The sequence below is a fragment of the Pantoea sp. Ap-870 genome (assembly GCF_011752515.1).
In the GTDB taxonomy this organism is placed as follows: domain Bacteria; phylum Pseudomonadota; class Gammaproteobacteria; order Enterobacterales; family Enterobacteriaceae; genus Pantoea; species Pantoea dispersa.
Genome location: NZ_VWXG01000002.1, coordinates 265,675 through 284,542 on the forward strand (window position 1 = coordinate 265,675; position 18,868 = coordinate 284,542).

Annotated in this window: 20 protein-coding genes; 10 read left to right on the forward strand and 10 right to left on the reverse strand. The window is 55.7% G+C overall.

Annotated features, from left to right (window positions below; translation table 11 throughout):
- The first annotated feature begins 165 nt into the window (after positions 1-165).
- Both F3J41_RS07280 and F3J41_RS07285 read left to right on the forward strand, forming a co-directional pair.
- A complete protein-coding gene (locus tag F3J41_RS07280) occupies positions 166-1,065 on the forward strand; it encodes a LysR family transcriptional regulator (RefSeq protein ID WP_125311491.1) in 900 nt (299 codons plus the stop codon).
- A 392-nt stretch (positions 1,066-1,457) separates the two neighbouring features.
- A complete protein-coding gene (locus F3J41_RS07285) occupies positions 1,458-1,748 on the forward strand; it encodes a hypothetical protein (protein WP_059012839.1) in 291 nt (96 codons plus the stop codon).
- Positions 1,749-1,773: 25 nt separating this feature from the next.
- Here the strand turns inward: F3J41_RS07285 and F3J41_RS07290 are convergent, their stop codons facing one another.
- Positions 1,774-3,201 carry a trehalose-6-phosphate synthase gene (locus tag F3J41_RS07290; RefSeq protein WP_166710466.1) on the reverse strand — a complete coding sequence of 476 codons (1,428 nt, stop codon included), beginning with the start codon at positions 3,199-3,201 and terminating at the stop codon, positions 1,774-1,776.
- 171 nt (positions 3,202-3,372) lie between these two features.
- The gene (locus F3J41_RS07295) at positions 3,373-4,236 is read right to left on the reverse strand and encodes a substrate-binding domain-containing protein (protein WP_166710468.1); all 864 of its coding nucleotides are present in this window, start codon (positions 4,234-4,236) and stop codon (positions 3,373-3,375) included.
- Positions 4,237-4,470: 234 nt separating this feature from the next.
- Here F3J41_RS07295 and F3J41_RS07300 point away from each other — a divergent pair, with 234 nt between their 5' ends.
- Positions 4,471-5,166 carry a hypothetical protein gene (locus F3J41_RS07300; protein WP_150360054.1) on the forward strand — a complete coding sequence of 232 codons (696 nt, stop codon included), beginning with the start codon at positions 4,471-4,473 and terminating at the stop codon, positions 5,164-5,166.
- Between the two features lie 98 nt (positions 5,167-5,264).
- Entirely contained in the window at positions 5,265-5,795 is a 531-nt protein-coding gene (gene blc, locus F3J41_RS07305; protein WP_021508986.1) for an outer membrane lipoprotein Blc, read from the forward strand.
- Between the two features lie 831 nt (positions 5,796-6,626).
- On the opposite strand, the gene F3J41_RS07310 is transcribed toward blc, so the two are convergent.
- Both F3J41_RS07310 and F3J41_RS07315 read right to left on the reverse strand, forming a co-directional pair.
- A complete protein-coding gene (locus F3J41_RS07310) occupies positions 6,627-7,247 on the reverse strand; it encodes a LysE family translocator (RefSeq protein WP_104093374.1) in 621 nt (206 codons plus the stop codon).
- A 156-nt stretch (positions 7,248-7,403) separates the two neighbouring features.
- Positions 7,404-7,622: a hypothetical protein gene (locus F3J41_RS07315; RefSeq protein WP_058759057.1), complete on the reverse strand. Its 219-nt coding sequence runs from the start codon at positions 7,620-7,622 to the stop codon at positions 7,404-7,406.
- Positions 7,623-7,953: 331 nt separating this feature from the next.
- Here F3J41_RS07315 and F3J41_RS07320 point away from each other — a divergent pair, with 331 nt between their 5' ends.
- The 4 genes from F3J41_RS07320 (at position 7,954) to F3J41_RS07335 (ending at position 13,374) form a co-directional block, all read left to right on the forward strand.
- Entirely contained in the window at positions 7,954-9,666 is a 1,713-nt protein-coding gene (locus F3J41_RS07320; protein WP_166710470.1) for an ABC-F family ATP-binding cassette domain-containing protein, read from the forward strand.
- Between the two features lie 143 nt (positions 9,667-9,809).
- Positions 9,810-10,985, forward strand: a complete 1,176-nt coding sequence (locus F3J41_RS07325) for an efflux RND transporter periplasmic adaptor subunit (RefSeq protein WP_166710810.1) — start codon at positions 9,810-9,812, stop codon at positions 10,983-10,985.
- Entirely contained in the window at positions 10,982-12,919 is a 1,938-nt protein-coding gene (locus F3J41_RS07330; RefSeq protein ID WP_166710472.1) for a MacB family efflux pump subunit, read from the forward strand. The genes F3J41_RS07325 and F3J41_RS07330 overlap by 4 nt, the downstream gene beginning before the upstream one ends.
- A 176-nt stretch (positions 12,920-13,095) precedes the next feature.
- Positions 13,096-13,374 (forward strand): hypothetical protein, encoded by a 279-nt coding sequence (locus F3J41_RS07335; protein WP_021508976.1) that lies wholly within the window; start codon positions 13,096-13,098, stop codon positions 13,372-13,374.
- 351 nt (positions 13,375-13,725) lie between these two features.
- On the opposite strand, the gene F3J41_RS07340 is transcribed toward F3J41_RS07335, so the two are convergent.
- The 5 genes from F3J41_RS07340 to F3J41_RS07360 all read right to left on the reverse strand — a co-directional run bounded on the left by F3J41_RS07340 (position 13,726) and on the right by F3J41_RS07360 (position 17,220).
- Positions 13,726-13,941 carry a YdgH/BhsA/McbA-like domain containing protein gene (locus F3J41_RS07340; RefSeq protein WP_058770290.1) on the reverse strand — a complete coding sequence of 72 codons (216 nt, stop codon included), beginning with the start codon at positions 13,939-13,941 and terminating at the stop codon, positions 13,726-13,728.
- 114 nt (positions 13,942-14,055) lie between these two features.
- Entirely contained in the window at positions 14,056-14,214 is a 159-nt protein-coding gene (locus F3J41_RS07345; RefSeq protein WP_165899342.1) for a hypothetical protein, read from the reverse strand.
- Between the two features lie 141 nt (positions 14,215-14,355).
- On the reverse strand, positions 14,356-14,571 hold the full coding sequence (locus F3J41_RS07350; RefSeq protein WP_058759052.1) for a YdgH/BhsA/McbA-like domain containing protein: 216 nt from the start codon (positions 14,569-14,571) through the stop codon (positions 14,356-14,358).
- Between the two features lie 320 nt (positions 14,572-14,891).
- Positions 14,892-15,443: a C40 family peptidase gene (locus F3J41_RS07355; RefSeq protein ID WP_166710474.1), complete on the reverse strand. Its 552-nt coding sequence runs from the start codon at positions 15,441-15,443 to the stop codon at positions 14,892-14,894.
- Positions 15,444-15,702: 259 nt separating this feature from the next.
- Entirely contained in the window at positions 15,703-17,220 is a 1,518-nt protein-coding gene (locus F3J41_RS07360) for an MDR family MFS transporter (RefSeq protein ID WP_166710476.1), read from the reverse strand.
- A 78-nt stretch (positions 17,221-17,298) separates the two neighbouring features.
- Here F3J41_RS07360 and F3J41_RS07365 point away from each other — a divergent pair, with 78 nt between their 5' ends.
- Positions 17,299-17,961, forward strand: coding sequence for a TetR/AcrR family transcriptional regulator (locus F3J41_RS07365; protein ID WP_058781097.1), 663 nt, complete (start codon positions 17,299-17,301; stop codon positions 17,959-17,961).
- Position 17,962: 1 nt separating this feature from the next.
- Here the strand turns inward: F3J41_RS07365 and F3J41_RS07370 are convergent, their stop codons facing one another.
- Positions 17,963-18,118, reverse strand: coding sequence for a hypothetical protein (locus F3J41_RS07370; protein WP_021508969.1), 156 nt, complete (start codon positions 18,116-18,118; stop codon positions 17,963-17,965).
- Between the two features lie 183 nt (positions 18,119-18,301).
- Here F3J41_RS07370 and F3J41_RS07375 point away from each other — a divergent pair, with 183 nt between their 5' ends.
- Positions 18,302-18,868 (forward strand): peroxiredoxin, encoded by a 567-nt coding sequence (locus F3J41_RS07375; protein ID WP_125310836.1) that lies wholly within the window; start codon positions 18,302-18,304, stop codon positions 18,866-18,868.

Genomic DNA, 18,868 nt, shown 5'->3' on the forward strand with positions numbered 1-18,868 from the left:
AGATTCCTCTCATTAAATGCCGCCGTGCTAGTGGGCAGAAGACGTACCCTGCCTTCCTGCAAAACCGCGCGGCGAACAGGCGATTGCCGGACAAATTTTTACCGCGTATCGTTAATCTGTAAAATTCATTATTGTGATTAAATTCATCTTTTATGGAGATAACTGATGGAATTGCGCCAGATGCGGCACTTCATCGCCGTGGCGGAACATGAAAATTTCACCCGCGCCGCTCAAAGTATGCATATTGTGCAATCGGCCTTGTCCACCTCGATCAAACAGCTGGAGGAGGAACTGGGCACGCCGCTTTTTATCCGCTCCACTCGCCAGGTGCGCCTGACCATGGCCGGGAAAGTGTTTCTTGATTACGCCAGAACCATCGGCGCCTTTGTCGAAAAAGCGTCACAGGAAGTGGCGGCGATCGTGGCGCTTAAGACCGGAACCCTGTCGATTGGCACGGTGCAAAGCGTGCCGCCGTTTATCGATCTGCCGCAATTACTGGAAACCTTTATTCGTCGCTTTCCGGATTTTGACGTCAAGCTGTGCCAGGGATCATCGGCGAAGCTCAACGCAAAAGTGCACGATCAGCAGATCGATCTGGCGATTATGCCGGTGGAGGAAGTCTCCGACCGGCTGTCGTCGCGCATCATCGCCTGCGATGAAATCGTGGTAGCGTTCGCCGCCGATTATGCCGGATTCACCGCGATGCAGCCGGACGTCACCATGGCACAACTGGCACAGCAGTCGTTTATCGATTTCGAAGCCGGCCAGGGCACGCGCAAGGTGAATGACAACAGTTTTGCCCTGCAGGGGCTGAGCCGCAAAGTGACGTTTGAAGTCAGCGATCTGGAAACCCTGCTGAGTCTGGTTGAGCGCAATATGGGGATTGCCCTGCTGCCCGAACAAGTAGTGAAAGCGCGCAGCACGACGCTGCATTATTGCCGCATCAGCGACGTTGATGTGTGCTGGGAACTGGCTGTGGCCTGGCTCAGCGATCGTCCCGGCAGTATGAACGTCTACGACCGGCCAGTGCAGGAGTTTATGGATATTCTGGGCAGCAGCGATTAGCGCCGGGGCGGGTATCGGTGCAGGATGACGGCGGCAGCGCTTGTTATGTTTTAACGAATCGACAGTCAGCCATGATTCGGTCGCCATCAATGGCGACCCTACCGGGAAATTGCACCCTCACTGTAGGGTGCGCATTAATGCGCACCGCTATTAATATCTGATTCAAGCCACTGTTTGTCAGGGATTATGTGGCTAAAAACCCGTGCCACTCGCACTCCCGCCTGTACAGAAGCGCTTTTGTTGTATAAGTTTAAGGGTGCTGTCGGGGAAACATTTCGCTCAGCAGGTCACACATTTCCGACAGAGGAAGAGCGACACTATCAGTCGTTGATTAGGCTTTGGTTTACCTGCACCAGGCAATGCTAAACGCAACGCGGATACTGAGAGCTTTTATGTATAGAAGTGAAGATGAAAAACTGGCCGACATTGTCATGGGCGATGCCGTGCTGCAATTGTTAAAACAAGCCGGACCGGTAACCACTCTCGCGCTGCTGGAAAAACTGCGCGCGATGGCGGCATCAGAAACCGATCCGGTACGCCAGCGCGCGTTTCGCTATGCGATTGCTGAAGTGCAGAACAGCAAAAGTGCGCCTCAGGGCGAAGCGGTGGCGTTAAAAGGTAGCGATAACGTGACCCATATTTTTCGCAACCGTGATAATACGGGCAAAAACACCCGACATTAGCCCCGCTCTGCCCCCTGTCTGCTTATCAATAACGTAACCGCCCGCTTATGCCTGCGCCCGACAGGTGACGGCTACACAGCTGCACACTCTCCGGCTGCGGCTCATCCATTAACAGGGCGAGGAAGCTGTCGGCCCACCAGTGACAATCGTAGCGGTGCAGGTTATTCAGCAATCGCGCATGACGGTTCTGACGGTCGCTGAGTGGCAGCCGCAACGCCGTATGGATGGCATCCGCCATTGCATCAGGATCGTAAGGATTAACGATCAGCGCGCCATCCATCTGTTCGGCCGCACCCGCGAACTGTGACAGAATCAGCACGCCGGGATTCGCCGGATCCTGCAGCGCAGCATACATTTTTGCCATCAGGGTCATGCCCGCCATCAGTGGCGTCACCAGCGCCACCCGCGCCGCGCGATACAGCCCGGCCAGCTCCTCACGGCGATAATCGTGGTTGAGATAGCTGACCGGATACCAGTTGAGCATACCGTGCACGCCATTAACCTCACCGCACAGATTTTCCAGATTGTGGCTGATCGCCTGCTGCCGGTGCGGGTGTCCGCTGGCAGCAGAAGCCAGCTGCAATAACATCATGTTGCCCGCATAGTCGGGATGATGGCGCAGCAGCACTTCCAGCGCGCTGATGCGATACGGCAGACCTGCGCTGTCATCGAGATGACCGCCGCTCAGCACCGTGTTGGCCGGCAAATGTTCGCGGCTCTGCTGTTCCATGTACTGGCAGCTGTTGCTATCAAGTAACGCCTGCACCTCAGCCAGATCGATCCCGACCGGAAACACGCCGGTGGTGATAATGTGACCGTGTACGCGCAGACGGTTCCTGCCTAAGCGTTCAGCGCGAAACTCGCTCTCCAGCCACAGCAGAAAGTTATTCATATCCTGCCCGGTCTGGAAGCCAATCAGGTCACAGCACAGCAGCGATTCTGCCAGGCTGCGCCAGTCAGGGATCGCTTCAAACAGCTGACCGGACGGAAACGGCTGATGTAAAAACAAACCGATGCGGTTAGTTAAGCCGGTATCACGCAGCATTTTCACCGATGGGATGAAGTGATAATCCTGCAGCCAGATAACATCGTCCGGCATGGCATATTCGGCGATGGCGTGGGCATAAGCCGCATTCAGCTGGCGATAGGCCTGGAAGCTGGCGCTGGTGAAACGTGCCAGGTCCGGACGCTGGTGAAACACCGGCCACAAGCCCTGATGGACGTAGCCGTGATAGCCCTCTTCGTATTCTGCGCGCGTCAGCGCAAACTGCAGCCTGTCGTATTCATTACCCTGCTGAAAGCTAAGCGTGCGCGCCGCTTCCTGCGCAGCGACCGTACGTTGTCCATCCCAGCAGACCCAGAGGCCACCGCGTCGCGCCATCAGGCGATCGTAAATGGCTGCCAGCGTGGAAGACTGATGCTGATTATGTGTGACCAGAATAGTGCCGGGCATGATATTTCCCTTTGAGGTTAAGGCGCGCCACAGTGCCGCCTGCTGCGCTGATTTAACCGCCGGCGATATAAAAAAGGCGTAAAGAAAACCTGCGCGGATATAAAAATCCGGCAAAGATCAGCGCCAGTGTGTGGAAATCAGCCCGGCGCCCTGGGGGAAGGCTTGCAGCGATCAGTGACGGATGGCGCAGCCGCACTGCGACATTTCGCCAGGCACATATTTGCCGTGATGCGAATGGCGCACCTGCAGCTCACCCTGCTGCCAGGCGCAGCTGTGGTCGGGACGCTGATCCAGCAGCCGGTTCAGGGCTTCCGTCACCAGTAAATCACGGCGCGGTGCCCAGCTGCTCAGGTGCCATGTGGAGCCGCGCGCCTCGTCAGCATCATCAAAGCCCACTACGGCGATATGCGCGCCCTGACCGAAGTCGCGCACGGCCTGCAGTGCGCCAAAGGCCAGCTCGTCGTATTCGCACATCAATGCATTGATGCGTTCTGCCGCACGGGTTTTCTTCAGATAAGCCATCATCGCCTGATAAGCCTGCTCACGGTGAAGGGCACCGGCGTGCAGTACTGCGTGCAGCGTCTTATCTTCCGCCTGCAGGCTGGCAATAAACCCCTGCACCTGGCGCGGCGGCGTGTCACTTGCCTGCACCTGCATAGCGCCCAAACGCTGGTGTCCCTGCGACAGCAGCAGTGCGCCAAGCTGCTGCCCGGCGTGATACGCATCGGCAACCACCACATCAGCGCCCGCGCTGTCGTTCGGGCACAGATGCACCGCGCGCAGCGATGGCAGCAGGTGCGCGACCATCTCCTGCGCATCCTGACACGGCGAGCTCAGGAACAGCAGTCCACCCAGCGGCAGCGACGCCGCGTTCCGCAGCGCGGCCTGAAGATCCTCGCGCGTGGTGGCGCACAGCAGTACCGGCAGCCGATCACGCGCACTGAGCTGACGCGTGACTTCTTTGAGCATGTGCATACTGTGCTGATGGCTGACATCATCGCTGACGATGCCGATGAGCGGCGAATGGACGGACATAACTGACCTCTCCTGCTACGTAGGGTACGGGAATAATTTTGACGTATTAGTATGAAATTCCACGTTACCCGAATAATCAGATATCGCCAATTGGTAGATGCGAAGGATTGCTGCTCTCCCCCTTCACCCGGTGCGTGTTGATGGCGGCAAAATGCGCAGCCGCTACACCGGACGCCCGGTGAGCTTCGTTTTACGTTACACTGACGCCACGAATATTTTGCTAGCGGAAAATTTATGCGCATCACCCTCGATCAGGCCGATCAGCCTTTTATTCACCGCTTACTGGGCGAAGAGATCGCCAGTATCGATTCCACGTCTGACGAACAACTGCGCCTGCAACAGGCGTTGCAGGATGCGCGGTTACAGAAAAATCATGAAGCAGAGCTCGACTGGAAACGCAACGCGCTCTACCTGCTGCTGTTTGTGTTCCTGTATGGCGCACTGGGCTGCTCGCTGACGCTGGATTTGAGCGCGGTCGCACAAGCGTCGAGCCATAAAAGCATTGCTTATGCGCTGGAAGCGGTACCGGTCCTGATCGCCTTCTCTGGTCTGTTCCTGTCGCTGCTGTTTCTGTTCGCCGCGCGCGGCAGCGCCCGCCGCCTGCACAACTGGGATCACACTATCGTGCTGCTGGAAAAATACAGCGGCTGCAACCTGAGTCTGCAGATTAATGAAATGGGGGCGCGTACCACGCATTACTCGCAGTCGGCGATTACCGTGGCGCTGGCGATGTTTATCTGCCTCACCTGGGTGGTGATGTACAACTACTTCACCTTCACCACCAGCGGCGTGATTGGCAGTGTGATCTCACTGTTTATCACCACCATGACCTACGTGATTCTGGATATTCAGCTGCTGAAATCCGGCAAATCAATCGCTATCGATGAGCCGGTGATTCCGCCAGAAGATGAGGTTGAGAAACGCCGTTAATCGACAGACCGGCAGCGGCGTAAGGTTTTGCGCCGCGCCGGTTTCGCTATCCTTATCTATACTTCAGACAGGATTTTGAGAGATATAAAGGAGTTGCGATGAAAATCTGGCCGTTAGTCGCCATTACGGCGCTGTCTGTTACCCTGGTCGCCTGTAAATCCCCGACGCCACCTAAAGGGGTGCAGCCCATCACCCACTTCAATGCCGATCGCTATCTCGGTACCTGGTATGAAATTGCCCGCCTCGATCACCGTTTCGAACGCGGTAAAGATCATGTGACCGCCACCTACGGCAAACGCAGCGACGGCGGTATCAGCGTGCTGAATCGCGGTTACGATCCGGAGAAAAAAGCGTGGAGCGAGAGCGAAGGCAAAGCTTACTTCACCGGCAAACCTGACGTCGCCGCGCTGAAGGTCTCGTTCTTCGGACCTTTTTATGGCGGTTATAACGTGATTGCACTGGATGAAGATTATCAGTATGCACTGGTCGCCGGGCCGAACCGGGGGTATCTGTGGATTCTGTCGCGTCAGCCCACCATTCCGGCTGAAGTCAAACAACGCTATCTCGCCTATGCCCAGCGACTGGGCTTCGCAACCGATCAACTGATTTGGGTGAACCAGTCACGATAAGAGGGTGCAGCGCCAGTGACGCCCGCGCGGGCTTCAGTGATTACGCTTGCAGTAATCAGAGTAAGGTCAGCAGCAGGCATTGCGTAAATTGACGGCCTTACTTTTTATTGAAAAACGGGTGTTGATGACCTGCTAAGTCAGCAGAGATAAAACGGATGTTAGTGTATCTCTTCGTGAGCATTACCTGCAGCGGCAGCCTGAGCTGCCCGTTACGAATCGAGAGGCTAACCAATGAGTAAGTATTTTCTGGCCTGCTTTTTGGCACTGTTTGCATGCTCTGTCAGCGCTGGACAGGGAGGAGCCGGAGGTCAGGGAGGAAACGGCGGCTATGCGGGAGAATCCGGCGCTGACGGTGGAAACGGCTCCGATGGGGGTAATACTGATGGCTCTGCCGGCAGGCCAGGATGTCCCGGCGGCACCGATCCTGATGCGGACGGAAAATTTTATCTCCCTGGTACCACTCAGGAGTGCAATCCAGGCAAGCATGATTCGATGAAGGTACATCAGCCGACGGTAACCGGTGCTTAATTCGCTAGCCTGTTGCCGAGGTAAGTGCATGTTCGGGCCAGGGTGTGAGTTATTTCCCCGTCATGTACGGTTTCAGTCACCCTTTAAGTGACAGCAGCAGGCTGGCGCCGCCAAAGGCCAGTAGCCAACCTATTCTCTATTGCGTCGCCGCCGGTAAGTATGCTCAACCTACGCATTCCAATACATGGCACACAATGCACTGGCTGCATACTGCCTGTCAGTGTCAAATGCCTCTGGACAGCTGGAATTGCTATGAACGTCCGCTCCGTGCCAGAAGCGGACGTTTTCAGCCAGTCCAGCGGGCTATCTTGTGCTCATAGCAAGTTTAGCCGCGAAGCATAAAAATAAGCCCCCTGTTGCTCTGTCCATCATCTGGACAACGCGATTTTTCTTCAAAATGGCTGACGCAAAATGCGTGCATAAAATGAGTGTGACTGACCATATAGTCCCAATCGCCACGTGGATGCTGACCAGGATAAAAGTCCATATCAAAGGAGAGTGACCGGCAGGTATAAACTGCGGCAAAAAGGAGACATAGAAAATGCCCATTTTTGGGTTTAGCACATTCCCCAACATTCCTCTGATAAACCAGTTCCCCTGAGAACCATTGTCATCATCGCCATCACTGAAAGATGATCGGGGACGTATCAGCAGTTGTAAACCCAGCCAGCTCAGGTAGACCGCGCCACAAACTTTAAGCACCGTATAAGCCATTTCTGAAACCGCCAGAAGAGCACCAAGGCCTAATGCGACCAACGCCCCCCATAAAAAACAGCCAGCATCAATGCCAAGCGCAGCGTGAAAAGCCTTTTTGCCGCCCTCTGCACAAGCAGTGCGCAAAATAAGTGCCGTATCAAGGCCGGGGGTCAGGGTAAGTAACAATGCTGCGAGAGAGAATGCGAAGAGAGAATCGTTAACAGTCATTTTCTTTGTCCGAAAGAGCAGATGCTAATCATTTAGTTCCCTGTAATCAATCTAACAAAGATCAGTTTTTAAATGTCTGCTCCTCGCTCATAACGGACATGGACTTGTGCACCGTCCGCTTTATGCCAAAGGCAAACATCTCAACATAACCAGGTTTTATTCGATGCGTTTCACATCGGGATGATGCTCAGTTGCAGCTTCATGAAAGATATCACCCAGCCAGCCTGCAATTTCGTCTTCTGGCATATCATCTGGAATAGCGATATCAAACATTCGTGAAAATTTTCTTTCTGTCACGTCGGCGCGAAATACCTGCCAGCTATCATCCTTGCGCAGAACGCCAATGTGCCGGCCAAAAACGTCATAAATCAACATATTCAATCTCCTGTGACATCAATCAGGCTCTGACGCCATACTATACCAACGCCGATACAAATCGCTGGAAAAAGCCGCACACCGCCACTATTATCGGCTGACTTATTCACCTGCTGATAACTAAGGAGGATCTCTATGCCGTCGTGTGAACTGTTTGTTTACTCACACTTCTATGGTGACTGGACCCGCTCAGGTTTTACCGCACTCGTGCTGCGATAATCCGCCTGAGCGAAGTTCTGACAATCTAATCCCTTCTCTCCGGCTTACCGGGTTGTCGTCAGCGAAATTCTGACGTCAGGCTTTTTTGCGCCTGCAACTTGAGAGTAAGTAGATGAGCACACTCCTTTCCGCACACGCCGTCGGCTTCGACAATGCCTTTGGCCCGCTTTTCCATTCCCTGGATTTCAGCCTGAAAAAAGGCGACCGCATCGGCCTGATTGGCGACAACGGCAGCGGTAAAAGTACCCTGCTGAAAATTCTCAGCGGTGAACTGGCCGCCAGTCACGGCAGCGTCACACCCGCCAGCCACTGTCTGCTGGCGCGCATCGAACAACACCTGCCGGAAACGTTACTTGAGGCCTCATTGCTGGATGGCGTTATCGCCCGGCTGCCCGCAGCACAGCGCAGCAGCGAGCGCTGGCGTGCCGAGGCGCTGCTGCATACGCTGGGTTTCAGCACAGCGCAGCAGTCACAAACCGCGGCGACGCTGAGCGGCGGACAGCATATGCGGCTGTTGCTGGCGCGCGCGCTGATTCTGCAGCCCGATTTACTGTTGCTGGACGAACCGGGTAACCATCTCGACCTGCCGACCCTGCTGTGGCTGGAGAATTTTCTGATCGGCTGGCAGGGCAGCTTTGTGCTGGTGTCCCACGACAGCGCGCTGCTGGACCGCGTCACCAACTGCAGCGCAATCCTGCGCGATCGCACGCTGCATGTTTTCCGTCTGCCCTGCACGGCCGCCCGCGAGGCGCTGGCGCAGCAGGATGAGGCCGATGCGCAGCGCCATCAGGCACAGCAGCAGGAGATCGCCCGGGTTGAGAGCAGCGCAAAACGGCTGGCGATCTGGGGTCGGACCTATGACAACGAAGGTCTGGCGCGTAAAGCAAAACAGATGGAGAAGCGCATCGACTGGCTGAAAGCCGCGCAGACCACGCTCAGCGCCGGCAGTCCGTGGCAGCTGCAGTTACAGGGCGAAGCGCTGCAGGCGGATCGCGTGCTGGCGCTGCCGCCGATGTCGATTCAGCCTGCTGCCGGGGCGCCGACCCTTTTTTCCCTGCCGGCGCTGCAGGTGAAAAGTGGCGATCGCATCGCGATTGTCGGCCACAACGGCTGCGGCAAATCCTCACTGCTGCGCCAGCTGTGGCACAGCTGGCAGCAAGGCGACAGCCCGCTGTTTCATCCGCGCGCCCGCGTCGGCTATTACGATCAGAGCCTGCAACAGTTGCGTGACGACCAGACGTTAAGCGCGGCGCTACACGGTTTCGCTGCGCTGAGCGATGAGCAGTGCAAAATGGCGCTGATTAGCGCAGGCTTTCCCTGGCTGCGCCACCAGCAGAAAGTTGCCTCCCTCAGCGGTGGTGAGCGCTCGCGCCTGCTGTTTGTCGGCCTGACGCTGGCGCGCTATTCGCTGCTGCTGCTGGATGAACCGACCAACCATCTGGATATGACAGGCAAAGAGGAGCTGGCGCAGGCGCTGCAGCAGTTCGCCGGCGCGGTGCTGCTGGTGTCTCACGACCGCAGCCTGATCGCCAGCAGCTGCAATCGCTTCTGGCTGATTGAACAGCAGCAGCTGAGCGAGTGGCACGACTGGCCGCAGGTGACCGCCAGGCTGGCCACCGCCCATGTGCCAGCCGATCACCCGCTTGCCGCTGCCGCCGTCGATGACCACCCGGGCGATGAAGATGCGCTGTTGCAGGCGCTGCTGGTGCTGGAAGAAAAGCTGCAGCAGGACGAAGCGCGTAAGGCAAAGCATCAGAAACCGGCACAACAGCAGCAGTGGCGCAGGGAGATTGCGCAGCTGAAGCAACAGCTGAATCTGCTCTGAACGGATTGACTGACGGGGTATCGCTAACCCACAACCTGCGCCAGGGATGGCGCACTCCCCTGCGGCTGACAAAATTCCGCAGAATTTTTCTCCAGTTTGTCCCGCTTAGTGATTATTATTCTCGCTAAATTTAAGGGACGATGATGCACACAATGACGAAAAAATGGCTGTTTGCCGCGCTATCCGCGCTGGTGATGATTCTGGTTCTCTGGGCGTATTCGGCATCACGCAGTAAACCCAATCCGCTGATGACCGCCGCGGTGCGCCAGGGCGACATCGAAAACGTGATTGCCGCCACCGGCAAAATGGACGCGATTGAGCGCGTTAACGTCGGTGCGCAGGTCTCCGGTCAGGTGAAAAAGCTGTATATCAAAGCTGGCGACAACGTGCGCAAGGGCCAGCTGATCGCGGAGATCGATGATCAGCCGCAGCGCAGCGATCTGCGCAATGCGCAGGCGGCGCTGAGCGTGGCGCAGGCGGATTTACAGACCCGTCAGGCTACGCTGGTACGCCAGCAGGCACAGTTTCAGCGCCTCCAACAGATGGTTAAAACCAATGCCGTTTCCCGCCAGGATTTTGATACCGCCGCCGAAGCGTGGCGCATCGCCCAGGCAGAGCTGACGGCGCAGCAGGCGCGGGTGATTCAGGCGCAGATCGAAGTGGATAAAAAGCAACTCGATCTCGGCTACACGCGCATCATGGCACCCATTGACGGCACGGTGGTGGCGATCGTCACGAAGCAGGGCCAGACCGTAAACGCCGTGCAGAGCGCCCCGACCATCGCCAAACTGGCGCAGCTCGGCACCATGACCATCAAAGTGCAAATCTCCGAGGCGGACATTACCAATATTCAGCCCGGCCAGCAGGCGTGGTTTACCACTTTCGCCAATCCGGATAAACGTTATAACGCCACGCTGCGCAGCATCGAACTGGCTCCTGAGTCGGTGATGAAAGATGATGCGCTGATGGGCAACAGCGAAAGCAATACCGTGAGCAGCACGAACGCGGCGGTGTATTATAACGCCCTGCTTGATGTGCCGAACCCGGATAATGCGCTGCGCATCTCCATGACGGCGCAGGTTAATCTGCTGCGTGACCAGGCGAAAAACGCGCTGCTGGTGCCGGTGCAGGCCACGAAAAAGGCCAGCGATGGTCGTACTTACGTCGAAATCGCGGATCAAAATAATCAGCCTGAGAAGCGCTACATCACCACCGGCATCAGCGACAGCGTTGACATCCAGGTGCTGAGCGGGCTGCGCTTAGGGGAAAAAGTGATCCTTGCCACGCAGCAGCCGGGCGCGGACAAGGTGGTGATGTGAATATCATCGAACTGCACAACATTCAGCGCAGCTACGTCAATGGTTCCCAATCCCTGCAGGTGCTGAAAAACATTAATCTGCAGATTGCCAGCGGCGAAATGGTGGCGATCATCGGGCCCTCGGGCTCAGGCAAATCCACGTTGCTTAACATTCTTGGCTGCCTTGATGCGCCGGACAGCGGTGATTACCTGATTGGCGGCAAAAATACCGCCACGCTCTCGCCCGATGCGCTGGCGCAAGTGCGGCGCGAGCACATCGGCTTTATCTTTCAGCGCTATCACCTGATGCCGGATCTCAGCGCGCTGAGCAACGTTGAAATACCGGCGATTTACGCCAATTTATCCGGCACCGCACGCCGTCAGCGCGCCGCACAACTGCTGGCACGGCTCGGATTACAGGGGCGCGAACAGCATAAGCCGGGCGAGCTGTCAGGCGGCCAGCAGCAGCGTGTCAGTATTGCGCGTGCACTGATCAACGGTGCCGAAATTATCCTCGCCGATGAGCCCACCGGCGCGCTCGATTCGCACTCCGGTGAAGAAGTGCTGCGCATCCTCAGCGAACTGAACCGCGAAGGTCACACGGTGATTATCGTTACCCACGATATGAAAGTGGCGCAGCACGCGGAACGCATCATCGAAATTCAGGACGGCGAGATTTTTGCCGACAGCGGCAGCGCTGCCACGGCCGCAAAAACGCGCTTTACGCCAGCGCCACGCAAGCGGCAGAGCCGATTCCGCGGTCTGCTTGACCGGCTGCGCGAATCATTGCGCATGGCGCTGAATGCCATGAACGCCCACCGCCTGCGCACCGCACTGACTATGACCGGCATTATCTTTGGCATTGCCGCCGTCGTCACCGTGGTGGCGCTGGGCCAGGGCGCGCGGGAAAAAACGCTGGAGAGCATTTCCGGACTGGGTACCAATGTGGTTTCTATCTATGCCGGGGGCGATTATGTCGAGGACGATGCGCATCCGGTACAAACCCTGGTGATGGCCGATGCCGATGTGATTGCGCGCCAGCAGTTTGTCGCCGCCGTCAGTCCGGAAATCATCGCCACGCAGCCCATTCGCTACATGGCCAACGCCTCCAAAACTTCAGTTTCCGGCGTGGGCGTCGACTATTTTCGCATTCAGGGCATTAAGCTGGTGGAAGGCAGCAACTTCAGCGATGAGCGGCACGCGCCCCAGGAAATCATCATTGATATCAACACGCGCAATAAATTATTTGGCGAACAGGGCCCGAGCCCGATTGGCAAAATGATTGTGCTGGGATCGGTGCCGGTGCGGGTTATTGGCGTGGCCAATAATGAAGATGGTCTGTCGCCCAACCGCCTCAGCGTCTGGCTGCCGTGGAGCACAGTGATGTATCGCATCAGCGGCCAGACCGCGCTCACCAGTATCAGTATTAAACTCAAAGATGATGTGGTGAGCGGTGCGGCGGTGGAATCGCTCACCCAGTTGCTGACGGCGCGCCACGGTACCAAAGATTTCCTGATGTTCAACCGGGACAAGTATCGTAAAGCGATAGAAGGTGCGGCGGCCACGCTGACGCTGCTGATTTTACTGGTGGCTTCGATTGCGCTCATGATCGGCAGTATTGGCGTAATGAACATCATGCTGGTGTCGGTGACCGAACGCACCCACGAGATTGGTGTGCGCATGGCGGTGGGTGCGCGACGCGGCGACATTATGCAGCAATTTATGATTGAAGCCGTGCTGGTGTGCCTGGTGGGCGGATCGCTCGGTGTGGCGCTGTCTCTGGTGATAGGTCCGGTCATTTCACTGCTGGCTGGCGGCGTGCTGACCGCCATCTACTCATGGCAATCGGCTGGTGCAGCGTTTGCCTGCTCAACCATTATCGGCATGATATTTGGTTATCTGCCCGCGCGCAAAGCCGCACGAATGGATCCGGTCGCCGCGCTCGCCAGCGAATAAAATCAGCAACCGGACCGGCACATTATTCATGCTGGTCCGGCCATTTCAGGTCTAATCCGAAAGTCATTAAATCAATTAGCCCCGCAGGTCATCATCGGCGTAGACTGAACGCGTCTCTAATTTAGACACATCACCGATTATCTATTCGATGGCTATCACTCGCCCGAGAGTAAGTTATGTTAGAACCGCACTATTTTTATTTATGTCACGATCCGGACGCCGGCTGGGTATTGCATAAAAAAGGCTGTTACGTACTGGAATTTGAGGAAGAGAAGCGCTTTATCGGCTCTTTGTATACCGTGCATCAGGCGCTGACGGTAGCGCGTATCCACCATCCGCAAATAGCCTGTTGCCGCGACTGCCTGCTGGACAAAGGCCGGTCGAAAAGAACGCCGGTTAATAAAGAGAAAAATCTGATTCCCTCTCGCCATTTTGACGACGATCAGAAAAAATAACGGTGCAGATTACGCAAACCTAATGTGTTTTGAAATGGTGAAATAAACTCACCCGCTTCGCGTTTATTTAGCCGCAACCGGATTCATTTCTGACAAAATAACCGACGTGTAAGTCGGGAAATCAACTCAGCGTTTATCGCCTGACGGTTTGATATTAAAGCAGTTATCCACAACTGACGTGCAAAGAGGCTGGCTTATCCTGTGGATAAACGCCTGGGCTCCGCCTGTTGCGCCCGCTGAGCAGGATTGGTCAAATTTCGAACGCCAGCCTGCTGCTTTTGTTCGTTTCAAGCCTTCCGGAAACAGCAAAGCCGCCCGAAGGCGGCCTTAACGCAGTGAACCAGTCTGAACTTAGTTATACAGTTCAGCCGTCATGTGCACGCGGTTGTTGGTGTTGGCTTCAGTAATTTTATACTGAGCGCCCTGCTCTTGCGCCTGCGCGGCGATTTTAGCTTCAGCACCGTCCAGCGTAGAGGAAGTCACGGTTACGCTCTGGGCAAAGCTGGCAGCTGACATCAGTGAAAGAGCGGCAACAGCGGCGATTGACATAGCTTTAATGGTTTTCATGGTCTTATTCCTTAATGGTTGTGTCTGAAGGCTGTGTGCCTTCGATGGAACTAATAATAACTCAGGTTACTATATTGCAATTGATAATTAGTGCGGTTATCGTGATCGTGCTAATTATTTCTGATCGCCCGGTTGCGCCAGCTCAGCGCGCACCGTCGCGATAAATTGCGGCCAGTGGGCAAAACGAATCACCGGAACGTGAGCATGGCGTTGCGTGCGTAATGCATCTGCAAAAGCCAGCGCCTGCCGGTTGATATCCACGTTGTTCAGCATATTGCGTTCTCCTGCCAGACAGTCTGCGCTGCAAATTCAGCAATATCGCCAGAATGCTTGATACGCTGCGAGCCTGACTGCACGACAAAAAAGGCCGCCCGTCAGGCGACCCGTTCTGGCACATCCCTGTGCAACCATCCGTTATTTGTAGAGTTCAGCGGTCATATGCACCAGGTTGTTGGTGCTGGCTTCCAGAATTTTATATTGCGCACCCTGCTGCTGAGCCTGAGCGGCAATTTTCGCTTCGGCACCATCCAGTGTGGTGGAGGTGGCTGAAACGGTTTGCGCGAAGCTGGCAGCAGACATCAGGGAAAGCGCGGCGGCGGCGGCAATGGTCAGTGTTTTGATAGTTTTCATGGTCATATTCCTTAGCGTTTGATGAGAAGGCGCTGCGCCTTCGATGGAGATAATAATAACCATGTTTACTATTACAAAATTGATAATTAGTGCGAATACTATGATCGCACTAATTGTTAATGCGTGATATTTAAATTATTTACTTATAATCAACAGGTTGAATGTATTTCGATGCCCATAAAGCGGCACAGAGCGTTAAAGCAGCCATCATATTTAAGGCGAATTGCCACTGAAACAGGAGACGAATGGTTGACGGCGGGATGGGTCTGAGCACGGGCGCGAAAACGTCGCGCCGCGGCTTTGTGGAAGGATGTCTGACTTCAGACTTTATTTTTATAATTGAAACTGATCTGCGAATTTTGCTCGCGCGGGAGTCTTCTGGCTTCTAAATATACCGATTTCCAGTACGGATTATTCAGTGACGAGCGCATCACGCCCTGGCTGACTGAGGCATGCAGGAACTGGCGATCGGTGTCGTAAAAGCCGACGTGCAGCTCATGCTTAATGCGGAAGAACACTAAGTCGCCTGGCTGTAAATGCGCCTGATCGACCGGCTTACCCATGGCGATCAATTCACGCGTTGTGACGCGATCCATGGGAATATTGAAACGATCTTTTAAGGTGCGCCAGACAAATCCGGAACAGTCAACGCCGGATAATTGCGTTCCGCCCCACTGATATTTGGTGCCTTCCCACGAATGCATTTGATCGTGCAAAGCGGCTATTACCGGAATTAAATCGGGCTGTTTACCACCGTCCTGCGAGGTATCAACATTTTCCTGCTCCGGTGCTGGCGAGGAGTGAGACGAGCAGCCAGCCAGGGTTAATAACATCAGGCAGGCAATCAGGTTGCGGGCCGCAGTAGCAATCATAGGGTGACGTTTCACAGTGGATAACAGGGATAGCAGATTTATACCGTAAAGAAGTTGCAGAAATAAAGCGTCTCCGCCCGAATTCTCGCTGTCTTCACTATTTTTACCTAAGTTTACAGAAAGGTAACGCTATGTATTTAGGATAAAAATCTATATCTTTTGCTGCTTTGCGCCGACAGCGCATATTTATCCGGCAAATTGCGTTTAAATTCTATTCCGCAGCCTGTCCGACTGACCTGCTGCGAAATAACCGGAAAGCTTATTTGCGCACGTTATCGCGCAGCGGCGACTCCGGCAGCAGCAGCGAAAGTATAAACGCCAGCAGCATAACGCCGGCGGCCATCTGAAATGCGGCATGCACCGCATCACTGAACACCTGCAAATAAGCCTGACGCAGCGCTGCAGGCAAATGGTTCACGGCGACCGGATCCAGCGAAGGCGGCAGCACGTTACCCTGCTCTATCAGTCGGGTCGCTCCGGATTTCAGCACGTGACTGAACACGGCGCCAAACAGCGCAACGCCGATCGAACCGCCCACCGAGCGAAACAGCGTAACCGATGAGGTCGCTACGCCGATGCGATCGGGCGTCACCGCATTTTGCACCGCCAGCACCAGCACCTGCATAGTCATGCCCATTCCCATGCCGAGCACGCTGGAGAACAGATAAATGTGCCAGAGCGGCGCATCCAGCGTCAGCGTGGTCATCAGCGCCATCCCGGTTGTGGCCAGTAGCGTCCCGGCGATGGGGAACAAACGGTATTTCCCGCTGCGGCTAATCATGCGACCACTAATGATCGAGGTGACCAGCAGCCCGCCCATCAGCGGTAACAGCTGTAGTCCGGCCTCGGTGGGCGTGGCGTTTTTTACCACCTGCAGATAAAGCGGCAAAAACGTCACGCTGCCAAACAGCGCCATGCCGATAATAAACGCCATCAGACTGGCGAGGGAAAAACTGCGATTGCGGAACAGATCCAGCGGAATGATGGGTTCCCATGCGCGTCGCTCCTCATAAATAAACCCCAACACGCCAACCAGCCCCATGGCCAGAATGCACCATAGCTGGGGATCTGACCATTCGCGCAGCGTGCCGCCTTCACTGGTAAACAGCGTCACGCCCACCAGCGCCAGGCTGAGAAACACCGCACCCGGATAATCGATTTCATGGGGTTTGCGTCGGCTATCCGCTTTAAACACCGCATTAATGATCAGCAGAGCCAGCAGGCCGAGCGGCAGATTAATGTAGAAAATCCAGCGCCAGGACATGTGCTGCACGATAAAACCGCCCAGCAGCGGCCCAATCACCGTCGCCAGACCAAACACGCCGCCAAACAGGCCCTGGTACCGGCCGCGATCGGCGGGCGGAATGACATCCGCGACCGCCGCCATGCTCACCACCATCAATCCGCCGCCGCCCAGTCCCTGCAGCGCGCGGGTAAAAATCAGCTGCGGCATGTTTTGCGCCAGCCCGCACAGCGCCGAGCCCAGCAAAAACAGCACCACCGAGATTTGCAGCACCGTTCGGCGGCCAAACAGATCGCCAAATTTGCCGTACAGCGGCACAACCAGGGTTGAGGCCAGCATGTAAGCAGTGACGATCCACGACAGGCGATCCAGCCCGCCCAGTTCGCCGACGATAGTCGGCAGCGCGGTCGAGACGATGGTCTGATCAAGCGCGGACAGCAGCATCACCAGCATCAGCGCGCCCATCAGCAGGCGAATGGAAGGCGGGCGGGTTGCCCCGCTGTCGCGCTGCGATGTGATAGATTGAGGTTTCATAACGACACCGTTTGAAATTAATTAAATGCACAATTAATATTAACCAAAGTCTGACACGAAACCCGTGAGTACGTAAAGATGACCGCACAAAAAGTGATGGAGAGCGAGACAACGCCTTCTGATAAACCCCGCCGGCCGGGCCGTCCACGCGGCGGCGCAATCAATGCCCAGCAGCGCGAGCATCTGCTCGACATTACGCTCACGCTGTATGCGCAAAACGGCATCGCGGAAACCTCGCTCAACGCCATAGCCCGTAAAGCCGGCGTCAGCCCTGCCATGCTGAATTACTATTTTCAGTCGCGCGAGTCACTGCTGGATACCGTGGTCGCGGAACGTTTTGTGCCGTTACGGCAACGGCTGGAAGCGCATTTTGTCGAAGAGAGTAATGACCCTGTCGCTGCGATCAGCGGATTTATTAAAGAGTTTGCGGATATCGTGCTGAGTCATGACTGGTTCGCACCGCTGTGGCTGCAGGAAGTCGCCAGTGGTCAGGGGCTGGGCGGCACGCTGAAACAGCGTCACGGTCATGCCGGACGCGAACGGATTCGCGCGTTGCTGATTCAATGGCAGCAGCAGGGATTACTGAACAACCAGCTGAATGTCGATGTGCTGATGACCTCAATTCTCAGCATGGTACTGGTGCCCTTTACCCGCTTTGCCCACGAGCCGGGCTTTGATACCGAAATGATTCTGCAGCACACCCTGAGCATGGTGTGCCACGGTATACAGCCGCGCAACTGAGTCAGGCGTCGTCGCCGTGGGTCAGCGTCTCCAGCTGCTGCCAGAAATCTTCCGGCACCGGCTGCACCCGGGGTGGCGGCTCGGCAATGTGCTGTTCAAGGGAGGCCAGCAGCTGCTGGGTTTCACTGTTCTGTTTATCGCAAGACGTTGAAGACATATCTAAAACCTAAAAAAACATCAGGCGATTATTGTAAGGATTTCACGCAAAGAATAAATAAACGAGACGGGAAAAAGGGATCTGCCCTGCTTTTTTTTGCCCTTCGCGCAACTTTTTACCGACTGCGGCGAACTGTCTGACTGAACCCCCCTAACCGGACCTCTTTCACCGCAGGAGCAGATCATGACAACTATCAGGCATCTCATCGCTACCCTCACCCTCGGCACCACGCTGAGCCTCGCCGCCTTTGCTGCTGGCGCGGCGCTGCCCGTCGGGGCCAAAGCACCTGACTTTGAACTTCAGGGCGCGCTGGCCGGTAAGCCGCTCACCTTCTCGCTGCAGCAGGCGCTGCAAAAAGGGCCGGTGGTGCTCTACTTCTTCCCGGCGGCCTTCAGCGCGGGTTGTACCATTGAGGCGCACGACTTCGCCGAAGCCACGGATGATTTCAAAAAAATGGGCGCCACGGTGATTGGCGTCACTGCCGGTAACACCGAGCAGATCAGCGATTTTTCTAAGCTGGAGTGTCGTGACAAATTCGCCGTGGCTGCCGATCCGGGTGCCAAAGTGGCCGCCGAATATAAAACGCTGATGCAGATAAAAGGCAAAACGCTGTCTGACCGCACCTCTTATGTGATTGCCCCCAACGGCAATATTCTGCTGAGTTATACCGACAGAAACCCGGATACCCACATCGAAAAAGCGCTGGCGGCAGTGAAAGAGTATGACGCTGCACATCCGCAAGCGCAGTAA